The sequence below is a fragment of the Chitinophaga pinensis genome (genome assembly GCF_007896845.1).
Taxonomy (GTDB): Bacteria; Bacteroidota; Bacteroidia; order Chitinophagales; family Chitinophagaceae; genus Chitinophaga; species Chitinophaga pinensis_C.
Genome location: NZ_VOHS01000010.1, coordinates 59,495 through 77,038 on the forward strand (window position 1 = coordinate 59,495; position 17,544 = coordinate 77,038).

At 45.2% G+C, this 17,544-nt stretch carries 14 protein-coding genes; 3 read left to right on the top strand and 11 right to left on the bottom strand.

Annotated elements, in window-relative coordinates:
• Positions 1-89 precede the first annotated feature (89 nt).
• Positions 90-1,997 (top strand): AAA domain-containing protein, encoded by a 1,908-nt coding sequence (locus FEF09_RS12370; RefSeq protein ID WP_146305398.1) that lies wholly within the window; start codon positions 90-92, stop codon positions 1,995-1,997.
• 56 nt (positions 1,998-2,053) lie between these two features.
• On the top strand, positions 2,054-3,649 hold the full coding sequence (locus FEF09_RS12375; RefSeq protein WP_146305399.1) for a hypothetical protein: 1,596 nt from the start codon (positions 2,054-2,056) through the stop codon (positions 3,647-3,649).
• Between the two features lie 405 nt (positions 3,650-4,054).
• Here FEF09_RS12375 and FEF09_RS12380 read toward each other — a convergent pair whose 3' ends face one another.
• Positions 4,055-4,747 (bottom strand): sulfite oxidase-like oxidoreductase, encoded by a 693-nt coding sequence (locus FEF09_RS12380; protein ID WP_146305400.1) that lies wholly within the window; start codon positions 4,745-4,747, stop codon positions 4,055-4,057.
• Positions 4,748-5,088: 341 nt separating this feature from the next.
• Here FEF09_RS12380 and FEF09_RS12385 point away from each other — a divergent pair, with 341 nt between their 5' ends.
• Positions 5,089-6,303 carry a tetratricopeptide repeat protein gene (locus FEF09_RS12385; RefSeq protein WP_146305401.1) on the top strand — a complete coding sequence of 405 codons (1,215 nt, stop codon included), beginning with the start codon at positions 5,089-5,091 and terminating at the stop codon, positions 6,301-6,303.
• Here the strand turns inward: FEF09_RS12385 and FEF09_RS12390 are convergent.
• From FEF09_RS12390 to spt, 10 genes are read right to left on the bottom strand one after another with little or no spacing between them, the layout of a single operon-like run.
• Positions 6,293-7,243 (bottom strand): phosphatase PAP2 family protein, encoded by a 951-nt coding sequence (locus FEF09_RS12390; protein ID WP_146305402.1) that lies wholly within the window; start codon positions 7,241-7,243, stop codon positions 6,293-6,295. The genes FEF09_RS12385 and FEF09_RS12390 overlap by 11 nt on opposite strands.
• A 10-nt stretch (positions 7,244-7,253) precedes the next feature.
• The gene (locus tag FEF09_RS12395) at positions 7,254-7,874 is read right to left on the bottom strand and encodes a sterol desaturase family protein (protein WP_146305403.1); all 621 of its coding nucleotides are present in this window, start codon (positions 7,872-7,874) and stop codon (positions 7,254-7,256) included.
• Between the two features lie 20 nt (positions 7,875-7,894).
• The gene (locus FEF09_RS12400; protein ID WP_146305404.1) at positions 7,895-9,175 is read right to left on the bottom strand and encodes a DUF4833 domain-containing protein; all 1,281 of its coding nucleotides are present in this window, start codon (positions 9,173-9,175) and stop codon (positions 7,895-7,897) included.
• A gap of 22 nt (positions 9,176-9,197) precedes the next feature.
• Positions 9,198-11,744, bottom strand: a complete 2,547-nt coding sequence (locus FEF09_RS12405; RefSeq protein ID WP_146305405.1) for a DUF5686 and carboxypeptidase-like regulatory domain-containing protein — start codon at positions 11,742-11,744, stop codon at positions 9,198-9,200.
• 10 nt (positions 11,745-11,754) lie between these two features.
• Positions 11,755-12,156, bottom strand: a complete 402-nt coding sequence (locus tag FEF09_RS12410) for a GtrA family protein (RefSeq protein WP_146305406.1) — start codon at positions 12,154-12,156, stop codon at positions 11,755-11,757.
• The gene (locus tag FEF09_RS12415; protein WP_146305407.1) at positions 12,153-12,617 is read right to left on the bottom strand and encodes a phosphatidylglycerophosphatase A; all 465 of its coding nucleotides are present in this window, start codon (positions 12,615-12,617) and stop codon (positions 12,153-12,155) included. The genes FEF09_RS12410 and FEF09_RS12415 overlap by 4 nt, the downstream gene beginning before the upstream one ends.
• A complete protein-coding gene (locus FEF09_RS12420) occupies positions 12,614-13,939 on the bottom strand; it encodes an inositol-3-phosphate synthase (RefSeq protein WP_146305408.1) in 1,326 nt (441 codons plus the stop codon). Before FEF09_RS12420 ends, FEF09_RS12415 begins: the two co-directional genes overlap by 4 nt.
• A gap of 26 nt (positions 13,940-13,965) precedes the next feature.
• Positions 13,966-14,949, bottom strand: coding sequence for an NAD-dependent epimerase/dehydratase family protein (locus FEF09_RS12425; protein ID WP_146305409.1), 984 nt, complete (start codon positions 14,947-14,949; stop codon positions 13,966-13,968).
• Positions 14,946-16,127 carry a hypothetical protein gene (locus FEF09_RS12430; RefSeq protein WP_222596954.1) on the bottom strand — a complete coding sequence of 394 codons (1,182 nt, stop codon included), beginning with the start codon at positions 16,125-16,127 and terminating at the stop codon, positions 14,946-14,948. The genes FEF09_RS12425 and FEF09_RS12430 overlap by 4 nt, the downstream gene beginning before the upstream one ends.
• Positions 16,128-17,333 (bottom strand): serine palmitoyltransferase, encoded by a 1,206-nt coding sequence (gene spt, locus FEF09_RS12435; protein WP_146305410.1) that lies wholly within the window; start codon positions 17,331-17,333, stop codon positions 16,128-16,130. It abuts the gene before it with no gap.
• Positions 17,334-17,544 lie beyond the last annotated feature (211 nt).

A 17,544-nucleotide genomic window follows, 5' to 3' on the forward strand; every position in this document is an offset into this window, starting at 1 on the left:
CATGAAGAAGCAACATTTGTCTGAAGCATTTCCTCCTGCCCCCAACACCTCCTTCCCCGGCGAAAATATTATTGCCGTACCTTCGCGCCATGGATTATTTCAAAAAACTGCTTGAATTACTGAAGACAGAACGGGAAGTAGATAGAAAAGCATATCTGGAAATGACAGCCTCCACGTCCGTAGCCGAGCGCAGGGCGAATGGACTCAGCTGGTACCCTATCGCCATCAGAGGATCAGAAATGAGCCGTGGAGATTATCTCACCGTAGAAGTAGAACGTACCACACATCAGGATATTGGACACCAGCTGCGTTTTGGCGTATCAGCAGTACTTTTTTCGAATCATGATCCAAAAACCGACCGGGTGGAAGGTACGATTTCCTATCAGGGCGGTAATAAACTGAAAATTACCCTGCGTACTGACGAACTGCCTGAATGGGCAAACAACGGTAAATTGGGTATCGACCTCCTTTTCGACGACAACAGCTATGACGAGATGCAAAATGCGCTCAAACAGGCTGACACCCTTGCTAACAAAGGAGAAAACGACCATCTTATCAGGGTGCTGACAGGAGAAAAGTCGCCTACGTTCAATGACAGCCTTCCTGCTATTACCATTCCCAGACTGAACGAATCTCAGCAGACAGCTGTAAACCGTATCCTTGCTGCGAATGATCTCGCTATTGTTCATGGTCCCCCGGGTACCGGAAAAACCACCACACTGGTACAGGCTATTAAAGCACTGATCAAACAGGACAACAAACAGATCCTTGTTGTGGCGCCCAGCAATACTGCTGTGGACCTGTTGAGTGAAAAGCTTTCTGAAGAAGGACTCAATGTGCTCAGGGTTGGTAATCCGGCCCGTGTTTCCGAGCGTTTATCTTCTCTGACACTGGACAGCCGCATGACGGAACATGCCAGTATGAAGGAGATCAAACGCCTGAAAAAACAGGCGAATGAGTTCAGGGACATGGCCCACAAATACAAACGGAACTTTGGTAAGGCAGAACGTGAACAACGCAAGGCGCTGTTTGACGAAGCACGTAATATCATGAAGTCTGTGGAGAACACCGAACAGTATATCATGGATGATCTGATGGCCAAAGCACAGGTTATTACAGCGACACTGGTCGGCGCTAATCATTACACCGTACGTAAACTGAAATACCATACGATTGTTATTGACGAAGCAGGACAGGCACTTGAACCGGCCTGCTGGATACCTATATTGAAAGCGGAGAAAGTGATACTGGCCGGTGACCATTGTCAGCTGTCACCGACTGTCAAATCAGACGAAGCAGCCAGAAACGGGTTAAGCACTACCCTGCTGGAGAAATGTATTGCGCATCATCCGCAATCAGTCGTATTGCTGGAAGAGCAATACCGCATGCATGAAATGATCATGGGCTATTCTTCAGCTGTTTTTTATGCAGATAAACTGAAAGCGCATGCTTCTGTGGCAGCCCATACGCTGTTCCCCGATGATATGCCATTGTCGTTTGTAGATACTGCCGGTTGTGGCTTTGATGAAAAGACAGAGGGTACCAGTACGACCAATCCGGAAGAAGCAGCTTTCCTGTTCAAACACCTGCGACAATTTGTTACAGGGCTACACACGCATTATCAACCACAGGAATTCCCCAGCATTGCTATTATATCCCCTTATAAACAACAGATCCATATCCTGAAAGAGCAATTGTTGTCGGTACCGGAGCTACAGGCTTACGGAGACAGGATCTCTGTGAATACGATTGACAGTTTTCAGGGACAGGAACGGGATATTGTCTATATCAGCATGACAAGAAGCAATAATGACAATAAGATCGGTTTCCTCTCGGACATCAGACGTATGAATGTGGCCATGACAAGGGCCAGAAAGAAGCTGGTGATCATAGGTGACAGCGCCACCTTGTCCCAATTGCCTTTCTACGCAGGGTTTATCGCCTATGCGGAGCAGCAAAACGCCTACCAGAGCGCATGGGAATTTATGGACAACTAATGGGGATATTTGATACCTTAGTGCCGGAAAATCCTAACAACTGAACAACTGAACCTATGAAAGCAACTATCCTATCGTGTCTGCTTGCCTTATTACAGGCAGTTGCATTCGCGCAATTCAAAACTGTAGCTGAAACTCCCTTATTTAAGGAACCTGAGTCCGGGTTTGCCAAACTCCTGCAACTAAAGAATGGTAACACAGTGGTCATCCATCTGACCAACAGGAATGGTATCAATCTGACTTTTTACGATCCCCAGCACAAACTTGCAGTCAACAAACATCATGACCCTGTATTTCAAAAACTGAGAGGTGCACGCGTAAACGCCATCTTCGAAGCAGATGGCTCTGTCGTTATTCTGATCAGTGAAGTAGAAGACAGAACCCCTATGCTGTACAGACTCGTATTCGATGGCCTCAGCGGTAATCTGCAGAGGGAAGAGAAGATTGCAGAAGCAGAAAGATATCAGTTTATGGATGTACGCTGGATACCGGAATTTGACCCGGTGAACTCCTTTGCGGTAAGTAAGGATCCTTCCAGTGACAACTACGCGATATTCATCCGCAGAAACAGGAATGAATATGCTGATAAAAACCAGATGGAAGTGATCACCTACAATGGCATGCATCAGGAAACCAGCAGAGCATTCTATCAACCGCCTTACAAATACACCTCTCTGAACTATCTGGATATGGCGGTATTGGGTGAAGACAGGGTATGTATACTGGGCTTTGCGTACAATCAGATCGCTGCCAGTGACAGGGAAGGACAACTGGTACTGCTCACCCTTGCGAAAGGAGGACGGAAAATGACAGCAGAACTGCTGGACTTACCAGATAACCGCATCGCTGACAGTGCAGTCGTTCGCTTCAATCCTGTCACCAAAAAACTGATGCTGCTGGGCACCTCGCATATTGAAGATGCCGACCCGCAGCCTTATAATGGATTCCTCGCAATTATAGACCCATTTAAGGCCAAAACAGAGCAATTCCTGAACATCTATCCATCTGAGGCTGATACGCAGAAAAAGAAGCTCTTTGGCGCTAAACAAAGCTATACCGGTACACCGCAGGATCTGGTGTTGCATGAAGATGGCAGTTATTCGATCATTTACGAGGAACTGAACCCGGAAAAACATACACCGCTCAATGGACAGGCTTATACTTACTATAATCTGGACAACATGGCGATCAGTAACTTTGATGCAGACAACAAACTGACATTCACCAGTTTCATTCCTAAAAAACAATACCTGAAAAATACCGCTTACTCCAGCTTCTATCTGGCGCATCGCAGAATATCTGCACAGCAATTCATCTATGGAGATCAGTATCGTTCCTTTTCCTATCTGAACATCAAAAACAGGACGTATATACTCATGAATGATGCGGAGCAGAATGCGGGTACGTCAACAGACGAAGTGGTACAACTGAAGGTGCCTTCCAACGGACAGGCTTACATTTACACCACCGGAATAAGCAGTCCTGAACGTGCACCGTTTTTCGGGAAACTGAAAAAAGGAGAAACACATGCTTTATCCGTATTCAATATTGCTGACTATAATGTTGAGCGCAATACATATGTGACATTGAAACTGGAAGTAACAGCAAAAGAAAAAGGTGCAAAACTCGTATGGCTCACACCGGAAGAATAAAAAAAGGCTAAAGTAGGAATACTCCAGCCATTGCTAAACCTACAACTGTTTACACTGTTCATGTAACATATCTTAACTGCCACAGTTGTCACGGCAGGGGGTGTCAGGATGATGTATACAAAGCTCAAAATATTTGTCCGCAATGAAAATGACCAAACCCGGTCATATCTATCCCCGGTTTGAGTGAGACCAGCTGTGAGGCTGTCTCTGCGGAGATGCGTTCAATTGAGAGCACAAAACTACACACTGTTAGGTCAACAGACTTATACATAACAAAGCATTTCTGATAAAAATCAAATAATTGTGTACCTCCGGGTATCGGAAATGGCAAAAGAATACAGTATCAAAATAAAAAGAGGCTGCTCAAAAATTGAGTAGCCTCTTTTTTGTGATTGTTATGGTATATCAGCTATAGCGGTCATTTCTCCATGGATAGGCGGTATCTGAATAGCCCCTTTCTTCCCAGAAACCCAGCTTATTTTCGGTCAGGAATTCTATCCTGCGGATCCATTTGGACCCTTTCCAGGCATATAACTGCGGGGTGATCATTCTTACGGGTCCGCCGTGCTCAATCGGCAAAGGAGCACCTTCTACGGTATGTACCAACAGTACATCCGGCTTCAGGGCTTCTTCGAGGGAAATATTGGTTGTATAATCATCGTAGCCGTAACAAAGAATATGTGTGGCATTTTCACTGGGCTGAGCCAATGCGGCCAGATCCAGAAAACGTACGCCTTTCCAGTTCATATCCAGTTTAGACCATGTGGTGACACAATGAAAGTCGGAAGTATCTTCAGTCTGCGGCAGGGCCATAAAATCGTCCCAGCTCAGTTCTACGGGGTGCTCTACTGCACCATCTATCACCAGTTTCCATTCATCCAATGGAATAGCAGGCTCTATTCCGAGGTCGAGTACGGGCCATTTACGGGTAAGCACCTGACCTACCGGTACCACAGGCATTCCATGACGATTAGGTCTGCCGCTGCCCATAGGTTTATCATCTGCCACAGACGGCGTCTGACTCATTTTTCCCTCAAAACGGGCTTTGAGTTTCATACGGGCTTCAACGACCCTTTTCAGCTTTTCTGATTCTTCCATGTATTGAAGGTAGGAATTATTAAAAAACCGGCAGATATGAATATCAAAGACGCGGCGGAAAGGCCTGATACCGGAAATTTTGAGGAAAAAATACCCGGCTGCCAGCGGAGGTTTTCAGGCCATCACCGGTCACCTGATATAATTATCGGTAGATAACCCTTTCAGTTACAATTCAATTGCAGTGAAAACAAGTAAACTTGTCTGACGGTGGAGCAGTTTTTGTGATAATCCTTACTGGCAGGCCCACGGGCTGTACTATCAGCGCATTGAATAATGGATGTCCGGCAGCTGGTAGATACCCATAAAAAACATAAATTTGATATTGTACTCAACCATTGCTGATGCTATTAACGTCCTCCTATGAACTAAAGACAGCATTTGCCTATGCCAGGAGTTTCAGCCTGGAGAGGAAGCTTTATTACATTGATAGCCAGATGATATTGCTGGGTATCCTGGACTCTTACGCGAGCGACGTAGCCATCGGGGCTTCCGACAGGGAAAAGATGCTCCAGTGGTTACATGCACTGGACTGGGAACAGCGGCCCGGCGCCCCTATTCCTACGGGTAATAAACCCAAGGTGCCTATCATGACAGAAGCGGAAAGGATGCTGGAAAATGCCACTTATTTTCAGAAAAAGCTGGGTGATGAACAACTCCATCCGCAGCATATTATCCTCTCGATACTCACCATAGAAAACCGTTGTCAGTACAAATTCAAGTCTCTGGGTATCATCTTTGAAACCTATCTGGAACAGATACTTGCAATAAGGAAAGCTAAAATAGATGTCCCTTTCCGCAGTCCCCGGATAAAGACTTCCTACATCAGCTTTTTCCATCCGTTTTTACAATTATTTTATGGGCCGCAACAAAAGAAAAACGCGGTAGAAAGATACTTCAGTGAAGCGCAGTCTTTGCTGCAATACAATGATATTCACAAGTGCCGGAGCTTATGCCATCTGGTGTTACAGATGCAGCCTGACCATGTAAATGCATTGTGGTTATCGGGAGTGACCTGGAGGGTGGAACGTAATTTTCAGAAGGCGTTGCCTTTCTATGATAAAGTACATCATAAACATCCGCAGCATACCGGTGTACTGGCCGAAGTAGCGCATTGTCACAGTGAGATGGGCAATCATGAATGGGCCTTGAAACTGTACTCACATGCATTATCCCTTAATCCGGGATCGTCTGAATTATTGAATAGTCTTGGGTTTGAATGTATTCATCTGGAATTGTATGTAGAGGCGATTTCTTATTTCGATCAGGCAATTGCGTATGATGAGGAATGTGCCTATGCGTATAACAACAAAGGCTATGTGCTGATGCATCTGGGATTCCCGGTAGCAGCCAAAGAACTGATACTTAAATCATTGCAGATCAATAAAGGAAATGCTTATGCTTACAGAAATCTGGCATTATTATCCTTGAAAGAACAGGATGTGGAGACGGCCAGAGAGATGCTCCAAAAGGCGCAACGCTTTCACTTCAAACGCAATTATGGGAACGAAGTGGAAGAGTTATTGCGCCGTCTGGATAATCAAAAAGCTACTTCGTGATCACTGTATAAAACTTCGCGATACGCTCGTTATACGCTACACTTCTCATCAGTACAAGTCTGTATAAAATGATACCTACGCTTGCACAGGTAATACCTGCCACTACATCCAGCACATAGTGGTGACTGGTGTAAACAGCTGCAAACCAGATACCGAGGGCGATAATACCGAAGATTGTGGTAAAGAAGATATTTGTTGTCTTCCTCGCATAGAAGAATACAATCAGCGGATAAGCGGAATGCAGCGATGGCATGGCCGCAAATACATTCGATCCTTTTGCATAAAGAGCTCCAAAGAGGTTTACGTGCAGTGCATCATCGAATCTTAACAGTCCGGCTGCATTACTGAGTGTATTGGCGATGAAATCGAAGCCGTGTACCTGTACATACCATGGTGGCGCCGCAGGGTATGTGTAATACACGATATATCCCAGCCAGTTTACCAATATGAATGTCAGGGCAAAATGTATAAACTGCAGTCTGTCTTTATAGAACAGGTAGGCAGCGAATGCCAGTGGTACCGGCACCCAGCAAAGGTAAAAAGAACCCGTCAGCACATCCAGCCATACACGGGTATTGTGTAACCAGTATTCATTCGGCGTTACTCTCACGCCATCCATCATAATACCAAACCAGGCCTTTTCCGTCTCATAAATGTCCTGTATATGCACGGGTCCCGTTAAATAGTTCGGGAACGCCTTCATATAATCAAACACGATCCAGTAGAAAATGAAGATCGAGAATCCTAATATAAACCGGCGGGTGGGCCGGGAAGCATAATAACAGCCATTGAAAATAGCCATCAGCCATAGCTGATCAGTCTTAAAGCCAACCAGCCAGGCGGAGAGCAGTAAATAGGCGATGCTGACCGCAGTGGTGATCAGCATATATCGCCTATCGAAAAATGCAGTTGTAGGCCCGGCAGGAACAGGTGCGTCCATCTTATCTCACTTACTTTTGAAAATCTGACCTGAAGATCTTGTCCCAGAAGGATGAGCTTACGCCATATCCTCTGGTAGCATCGGCATAATGATGCATCATGTGGTGTTTCTTTAACTTCTTCCAGAACCTGGCTTTGAAATTGAAATGATGCAGGGCATAGTGGGAGATATCGTAGAAAAGATATCCGGCTATAAAGCCTGCAAAGAAACCATAGAAATATACTTCAGGTATAAAACTCTTATACAGAAAAAAGAAGCCTGTCGCCAGTGGAATGCTCACAGAAGGAGGCAGTACCAGACGCAGGGCATCGTTTGGATAATCATGGTGTACACCATGAAAAATAAAGTGTAATCTTCTACCCCATTTAGAGGATGGCTCGAAATGGAATACGAAGCGGTGCATCACATACTCTACAAATGACCATACGAAGAGACCTGCTGCTACGCAAAGCGCCCAGATGATCACACCAGATTGTTGTACAGCGAGGGCTGTCCAGCAGCACCACGCGATAACAGGAATGTATAAAAACAGCGGAACGCTGAAATGAACTTTTGATAGTTTCTCAAACAGGCTACTCTTGAACATTTGAGTAGACTCATGAGAGTTGGAAACGTAATGTCTATTACTCATCGTTGCGAATTTAACAATCACTAGGGCTTGAACTGCTCTTTGATTTCTTTGCCGGTGGCAGGATCGATTCCTTTCATTTCAATGTAAACAACATTCGGCACCCAGAAGGTACCTCCTTCAATCTGAAGATATATTCTGTTTAGCTGGGCCATTACATTACCAATCTGTGTGTAGATATGGTATTGACCTTCAGCAGATTTCATCAGATATAGCTTCTTCTTGTCATAGGCTACGGAACGCAATTCATACTTGTCTTTAGATACTTGTTTTATCTTCAGACCGTATGCAAATTTACGTTGTATATAGTTTAATCCCTTTTTTTCATTGTGCTCGGTGTATCTGATCCAGTAGATATTTACGGGCTCATCTTCATCGAGTGTACCATCTTTCTGGATATTCAGATCATACACAATGGTATTGGCGTTAGGCGTACGCTGCATGTAAAACAGCATAGTTGGAATACCTGTCGGTACAGGAAAGTTAGGTTCTTTACTCTGACCCTGTCCGGCTGGCTTTGCCATTGCCATAACAGGCAGTACCATGATCAGCAGTGCGATCACCGGTGTGGTGGTGGCGCTTCTGATAACACGGGTCACCTGATCCTGCTTATCAATCGCTTTCTTCGCATCGAGGATACGACCTACTGCTGTAATATTGGTCATGATCGCCATAATGAACAGAGGGAAAGTGAAGATCGAAATCGTCTCGAATACATGGAAAGGAATGCCCGGAATGAACAATTTATAGTCGCCTCCGATAAAATGAGAGGTGATACCACAGGCGATCGCTGAAACAGATATAATTACGATCCTTTCAGGACGCTGCATTAATCCACCTTTACATTCAATACCAAGTCCTTCTGCACGTGCCCTTGTGTAGCTCACCATCATGGAGCCTATCAGTGCGATGAAGGCGAATATGGAGCTCAGGAAATAGTGGTGACCGATCAGGTAATAACAGATACCGAGGAACAGGACCATTTCACTGTAACGGTCCAGTACGGAGTCGAATAAAGCGCCGAAACGCGAACCCATATTTCCCAGACGGGCTACCTGCCCATCCAGCATATCAAATAATCCCGCAAAAAGGATCAGACCGCCGGCCCATCCTACATATGACAGGTCGCCTCTGTTGCCTTCCTCTACTCCCGTCACAAAAATCACAACAACTCCTATATTCAGCAGGAAACCGATGAGGGTGACAGCATTTGGCGTCAGCCCCATTTTAATCAGCCCTTTTACAAAAGGGTTGATCACTACGTAAATTGCTTGCTGCAGTTTATCTCTGAATCGTTTTTTCATGGCTTACGATTGAAAACGTCAATTAAAAATCAAATCTGACCCTGCCTCTGATACCCCAGTTGGAAATGAGAGGGTTGTCCAGATAAGTAAACCTTTTTACCAGGTCAAGCCTGAGTAATTTGAATATATTAGAAATACCAACACTACCTTCTACATATGGGTCCTGACCTAACGTATAGGTGATCGGTGTTCCATCTGCATAATTGGAGAACTGGATCTTTGAAGGGTCCTGACGTGGGTCATTTTGTCTGCTCAATCCACCATACAGTACTTTTATGGTTGCTACTTCACGCCACTTCAGTTTCTTCAGCAAAGGTATCTTATTGAAAATAAATCCGTTAAAGTTATGGTCAATATTTACCCCTGCATAGCGGTCACTCACAAACTCCAGGAAGTTCATCAGGTTATACGATTGTAACTGATAAGCATATGACTGGTTCGCTCTGTGAATGGTCAGCAAAGGATAAGGTACTTTACCGAAGATCATGCCACCTTCTGCAACCACCTCACTGTAACCCAGCTGTCCCAGGAATACCATCTTGTAAATATTCAGGGAAAGGTTCTGGTAATTGTACCCGCTGTTAAACAGGCCTTTAACTCCCGCGATCGCTCTGAATGTAAAAATAGGATATTTGTTGGGGATGGGTATTCTGAAGTTCTTACCCTGATAGAACTCCTCGTGCGGCGCCCAGCGCAGTTCGAGTGACAATTCTGCAGTAGTGATCTTTTTCACACTGTCAGATTGGGTAAGACCTTTATAATAAGACAGGGTACCTGCCGGTGTTTGTCCCCAGTGTTTGAATCCGAGCTGGAAGGAAGAGTGGTTATCGAATTCATGGAGGTAGTACAAGCGGTAAATGTCGTTGTACAACCATTTATCGTTATTACCACGTTTGAAGGACAACAGGAAGTTATCTTCCTGTACGAACTGCAATTCCTGACCCGGAATCTTGGTATCATGCTGGTAACTTGCCTTAACGGCGCGTACCGGCCAGTCATAAATGGACTTATGGTTGAAGGCGTAAGAGCCTCCGAAGTAATATTTCCATTTTTCATCTTTGAAACCGTAGGCAGTATACCCTTCCAGATAGAGGCTTTTATTGAATTTAGGGGTTGTTCTGCCACCCAATCTCAGACGGAAACCTTCTACCGGGTTGAAGTTATAGAAGGTATTTACCGGACCAATTTCCACTTTCGGTCCTGCGCTCTTCCATCCTGCCAGCACAAAAGTCGCGATATCCATGGTCCGTTTGAAGGACTTCATGTTTTGCAGACTATCAATATTCTGATACACCTTAGATTCTGCCGTAGTCAGGGAATCGTGCCTGTTGGCGATCCAGAAGCTATCCGGTTTCTCTTCCTGATCTTCATTCTGCACAACTGCGGTTCCTGCATAGAAACCATCCGGCATTGGCTTATTGATCACCATATTTTTGATGGAAACGGTACGTTCACCAAACAGACCGCTGCTTCCCTTAAACAGACCGAAATCGGCCATCAGGGTATTTTTATTCATGAAATAACGCCCGTCCGGAGTCTTTTCGAAGTCCATATACAGGTGAAAATCACGGATAAAGTTCAGGTTGATCTCTTTGTTGGCCGTCATATCTGCCTTCTGGATGGCATAATTGCCATCGAGGGTGATATAGAGTTTACCTTCCAGTAACCTGTCTGTCTTGTTACGCGGATAGAATTCCAGTACTATCAGTTTGGAGCTGTCAGCCGTTACGATAGTATCAGCGATATAATATCTGTAAAAGGTGGGACCTGCGTTGGCAATCGGGCTGAGGAACTGGTTGGTGAACAGCATCATGTTGTTATCATAGATATCCACATCCTGATAGATGTGGTTCAGATAAGCACTCAGACCACGGTTATCAATATAATTCTCAAAGCTGACTTTCTTATCAGCAGTGATGATTGTTTTCTTTTTCTCGGGATCTTTCCGGAAATATACATCTGCGAGTTTTTCTTCCAGGTACATAGGCAGCAGCGAGCGGCCGGCCATTTTAGTAGTATCCTGATTTTCGAACACAAATTTATACTTACGGGTAAAGCGGCTGTTCTGTATCTTTTCGGAAAGATTACTCAATGCGAATTCCAGTTTTTCGTACTGGTTATAATTCGCATAGTCGTAGTGTTCCATTCTGTTCTTTGATTTATTATCAATGACCAGTCGGATCAGCTCTACAGCCGGGTTATCCTTGTTCCTGTATCTTTCTTTTTTACGCTTCACGACAAACTCATTGAGCTGTTTCGCTCCGTTGTCGAGTACCATGTTCCGTACCTGCTCCTGTCCTTTTTGTACGCGTATTGTAATGGCTTTATACCCCATGAGGGAAAAGCGCACACTATCTTTTGGGCTATCAAACTGTAATTCGTACCGGCCTGCGGCATCTGTTGCGATACCGAAGGATGTACCAGGCACAAAAACGCTTACAAATGGCAAAGGGGAGCCTGATTTATCGGTAACAAGCCCCTTAACTGTCGTTGTTTGTGCAAATACTGAACTAAAGCCGAGCGTAAGCAATAACAAAAGACCTATACTAATATTTTTACTACCATTCATCTATCTAACATCATTTAAAAACGAATCGCTTCTGCATTATATAACTGTAAGTAAAACCAACCAGCAACGAAACTGACAACTTTACGATGGACAATCTAAGCGCTGTTTCTTTGCTCGAAACATCGTGCCATCCTGTAAAATGCAGTACCAACCACACTCCTGCTGTATTTAACAGCATGTTCCCCACCCAGGTGATACCATAGCGCAATGCCTGCCCTCCTATTGCTCCTTTTTCCCTGTTAAAGACCCATTGCCTGTTGATCATAAAGTTGGCTATACCGCCAGCAAGGGCGCCGATCACATTAACACCGGCTGACCATTCTCCGGCCAGCGCAGAAAGCAGGACTACTACAGTAAAGTCCACGCCTGTTGCTATTAATGATGAGGCCTGCGCCTTTAAAAATTTAATCATCCTCCAAAAAGGTTACTGTGCCAAGCAATCTGCAGTAACAAGTTTGAATATATCCCGGCTACCACATCGTCCATCATTACACCCAGACCACCGTTCAGCTTTTCCATCCGACGGATGCCCAATGGCTTAACGATATCAAAGAATCTGAATAATACCAGTCCTGCCAGTACATACCAGTAATTTACCGGTAAAAACAGCAGACTGACACACATACCTGCCACTTCATCAATCACCACTTTCTTATCATCCTTGCCCCAGTACGGTTCTACTTTATCACCGGACCATATACCGAGCAGGGTAATTGCTACGGTGAATACTAATGGCCAAAGGCCTGCAATTGCACTACCAGCCAGTGCAAGGTACCAGCAAAGCGCTGCCACAGCCGCTGCGACTGTACCCCCGCCTTTGCCAATGTAGCCTATACCCAGGCTGGTAGCAATTATTTTGTGAATTCGGATCATTCTTCGTTTAAAATACCTTCATAATAATCCAGACCCAGGTGCGTGATCAGATCTTCACCCATCAGGTAACGCAGTGTATTCTGCAGTTTGATGAGCTGTTTGAAGATGTCATGCTCAGGACGCAGACCCGGAGCTGTTTGCGGAGACTTCAGATAGAATGACAGCCATTCCTGGATACCGCTCATACCTGCGCGTTTTGCGAAGTCGATGAACAGTGCGAGGTCCAGTACGATTGGCGCAGCAAGGATGGAGTCACGGCAGAGGAAGTTGATCTTGATCTGCATTTTGTAGCCCATCCAGCCGATGATGTCAATGTTATCCCAGCTCTCTTTGTTATCCTTGCGTGGAGGATAATAGTTGATCCTGATCTTATGGTACATGTCACCATACAGTTCAGGATTTTCTTCCGGCAGGAGGATGTCTTCCAGTACGCCCAGTTTAGAAACTTCTTTGGTTTTGAAGTTATCCGGATCGTCCAGTACCCATCCGTCACGGTTACCCAGGATGTTGGTGGAGAACCAGCCTTCCATACCGAGTGCACGTGCAGTCAGACCTGGAGCCAGGATGGTCTTCATCAGGGTCTGTCCGGTTTTGAAATCTTTACCTGCGATCGGCGTTTTTGTCTTTTTAGACAATTCGATCAGGGCAGGAATGTCGCAGGTCAGGTTTGGAGCACCGTTTGCGAAAGGAACGCCCAGTGTTAATGCTGCATAAGCATAGATCATGCTCGGAGCAATACGCAGGTCGTTATCTTTCAGACCTTGTTCGAAAGCAGCGAGGGACATATGTACATCCGCTGCTTCGTGATAAATTTCGGTAGAACCGCACCATACCATTACAACACGGTCGCAGCCTTTTTCTTTCTGAAAATTCTTAATATCTTCTATTACGGCCTGTGCCAGCTCGTAACGGGTTTTGTTATCTTTAACGTGTGTGCCGTCAAGATTTTTAACAAAGTTTTTATCGAAAGCGGCCTTCATTGGAACAATGGCTTCCAGTTCAGGTTTGATCGCTTCCAGCTGGAATCTGTCCAGCACTTCAGCTTTTACAGCTGCTGCGTATACGTTGTCTTCGTATACATCCCAACCACCAAATACCAGATCATTCAGACTTGCTAAAGACACAAAGTCTTTGATCAGCGGATTCCTGTTTTCAGTTCTTTTACCCAGTCGTATGTGTCCCATCTGTGCGACGGAACCGATGGGCTGTGCTAATCCCTTCTTAACTGCCTCTACCCCGGCGATGAATGTTGTGGCCACCGCGCCAAGGCCTGGCATCAAAACACCCAGCTTACCTTTTGCTTCTTTAATTTGATGTTTCATTTTTAAACTTTATTTTCTGTTTTAATCTAAAACCACTTATTGGCCGAGTACCAGTCCAGGGTTTCCTGCATACCTTTTTCAAGATTATAGCGCGGTTGGTATCCCAGGTCCCGGCGTATGCTATCTATATTACAATTCCAGTTTGCGGCCGTCAGTTCGTTAAGTTTATCCTTGTTCAGCAAAGGGGCGCCACGACTCACCTTTTCTGAAATAGCGGCAACAATCTTAATGACAGGCAAAGGCAAATGAATGCGAAGTGTGCGCAGCTTCAGGTGTTGTTTGATAATCGCTGCCAGTGCGTAACGGTCGTAACTGTTACCATCTGAGATGTTATAAGCGACTCCTGATACAGGCGCCTTTAGCGCCAGTATAGCTGCATCTGCGAGGTCTTTTACATACACAAAACTCAGCCACTGGGCACCTCTGCCCATATAAGGTTCCAAACCCCGTCTGAATGTTTTGAACAATACGAAAAGGTCTCTCTCGCGCGGCCCATATACAGCGGTGGGCCTTAATATAACCCAGGGAACATCCGAAATAGCCCCGAGGAATTCTTCTGCCAGTAATTTACTTTTTCCGTAACTGGTGACCGGGCTGGGTGTTGTTACATCCGGTACGGGCCAGCTGGCATCATATGCGATGGGGCCTACGGCCGCCAGACTGCTGATAAATAAAAATTTCTTTAGCGGTATGCCTGACTCGCTGACTGCCTGCGCCAGGTTTTGGGTATACCCTGCATTAACTTTGTTATATTCGTCTAAAGACCTTGCTTTTGTTATACCTGCACCATGAATGATATAATCAAACCGGTGTTCTTTTATCATTGTTGTCAGCGCCTCTTTACGGCTGAAATCAGGATAAACATAATTTACCTGTAAATGGTTCAGGTGGGAGACATTGCTCGATGCGCGAACAGCAGCGTAAACTTCCATTCCTGCATCGAGGGCTGCCTCCACCAGATGATATCCTACAAAACCGCTGGCACCTGTTATCAGTACGCGAGGTTTCATATCTCTTTTTCGTAAATCCTATATTTTCTGTAAGGGTCAGCATTGATACTCAACATCGCCGCATTCATCATCTCATTGTTTTCCAGTATCCATGAACCCTCACCATATGCTACGTTCTTCTCTCTTCCCGTTTTCATCAATTCACCATACAAACAGCCGTCAATACCCAGTTTACGGTAAGGTTCCAGTACGCCGAGTGTCAACACCCTTACAGCATTGATCTTCTTTTTACCCAGCAGTAACTTAAATATACCGGTCGGTAATAAACGACCTCTCTTTATCTTGATCAGGATCTGGTTCAGGTCAGGAATTGCCAGAGCAAAACCAATTGCCTTTCCATTCTCCTCAGCGATGATACAGAAATCCGGATCCAGTATCATTTTCAGGTCCTTCGCCAGGTACTCAAATTCCTTGTCGGTCATTGGTACAAAACCAAGGTTTTTATCCCATGCGCTGTTATAAATAGCCATGATCTGTTTCACCTCCGAGTCAAAGTTTTTCACATTGACTTTACGGAAAGTGATATTACGTCTGGCCAGTCTTTCCTGCAGTACCTCCATGATCCTGTAAGGACGATCATTCATGTACTGCGGAATGATCTTATAAGCAATCAGGGTTGCATTTTCAGTTAACCCCGCCTGCTCAATCAGTTTACTATAGTATGGAGGATTATAGGGCATCATGACTACCGGCGGACCGTCAAATCCCTGTATCAACAGACCACAGGTCTCGTTGGTAGAGAAGTTAACAGGACCAATCATGGTGCTCAGCTTACGTTCCTTCAGCCACGCAGTAGCTGTCTGAAACAAAGCCTGGCTTACTTCAATGTCATTGATAGATTCAAAGAAGCCGAAGAAGCCGTCGTTCTTTTTATTAAAAGCGTTGTGGTTCTTATTGTCTATGGCTGCAATCCTCCCTACGATCTTATTCCCCTTGAAGGCAAGAAATGTCTGTAAGCTGGAATGTTCATGAAAGGGATGTTTACCCGGACTCAGGAGATCACGCTGAGCGATAAAAAGCTCAGGAACGTAATTCTTGTCGTCCTTGTACAGATCGTGCGGAAAATCAATAAATTGAGCCAGTTGCTTTTTCGTAGTAACAGGTATTACCGTTACTGACGAAACGCCACCTGACACCGGAGCATGTACCGTCTGTTGAGAGGTTTGCAAAGTTTCCATTTATATTTTTTGCTTTAAGGGTATACCCGCAAGTGTAAATGTCTCCGTTAATTTATCGATAGCTGTTTCAATCTGTGCATACGTATGCGTTGACATCAGAGAGAATCTGATCAGCGTAGCATCTGGCTGTACAGCCGGAGGTACTACCGGATTCACAAATACACCCTGATCCTGCAGCATACGGGTAATGCGGAATACCTGCTCCTCATTTCTGATGTAAATCGGAATAACAGGCGTTTCTGACACGTGACCGGTATCAAAACCAGCCTCTTTCAGCAGGTTACGCGCATAGTTGGTGTTGTCCCACAGGCGCTGAATGTGCTCAGGTTCTGACTGAATGATATCCAGTGTAGCCAGTACGCTCGCAGCTGCTGCAGGCGTCATACTTGCACTGAAGATCAGGGAACGGGCAGCATGCTTCAGGTATTCAATCACTTCGCCGTCGCCCGCGATGAATCCACCCAGAGACGCAAAAGACTTACTGAAAGTACCCATGATCACGTCAACTTTGTCTGTCAGGTTGAAGTGAGCAGCCGTACCGGCGCCATTCAGACCTACCACACCCAGTCCGTGTGCATCGTCCACCATGATATTCGCACCATAGGTATCAGCCAGGGCTACGATTTCAGGCAGTTTGGCAATGTCGCCTTCCATACTGAAGACACCATCCACCACGATCAGACGTACTGATGACTGCGGCAATGCAGACAGCTTGGCTTCCAGATCCTCCATATTATTATGGCGGTACTTGATCACCTTGGAAAAGGACAAACGGCTGCCATCGATAATGGAAGCGTGATCCAGTTCGTCAAGAATGATGTAATCATTACGGCCGGTAAGGCTCGATAATGCGCCCTGGTTTGCCAGAAACCCGGTACTGAATACGAGAGCGGCTTCTTTGCCTACGTATTCCGCCAGGCGCCGTTCTAATTCCAGATGGAGGTCAAGAGTACCGTTAAGGAATCTGGACCCTGCACATCCCGTACCATATTTGTCTATGGCACGTTTGGCCGCCTCTTTTACCTTGGGATGATTAGTCAGTCCCAGGTAGGAATTTGATCCGAACATTAACACCTTCTTACCGTCGATATCCACCTCAGTATCCTGAGAAGAAGAGATCGGTCTAAAATAAGGGTAGATCCCTTTTTCCTTAGTGGTGTGAACTCTGGCCAATGAGGCTTCCTTTGCACGTAACAATTTGCTCATCTGATATTTCTCTTAAGCTGTTGTATAATCTTATACTTACACTTGTTTATTTACGCGAAAGTATAAGATTATTGTTCTGAAAACGTTTTCAGATCCAAATTTATATATTGAACACTAAAAATTTGCAGTGAATTGACGACGGTAAGTTGATAAGTCCCCCGCAAACAAGCTAGTGTCTAATAATACTTCAACCAACTACGAATTCCATCAT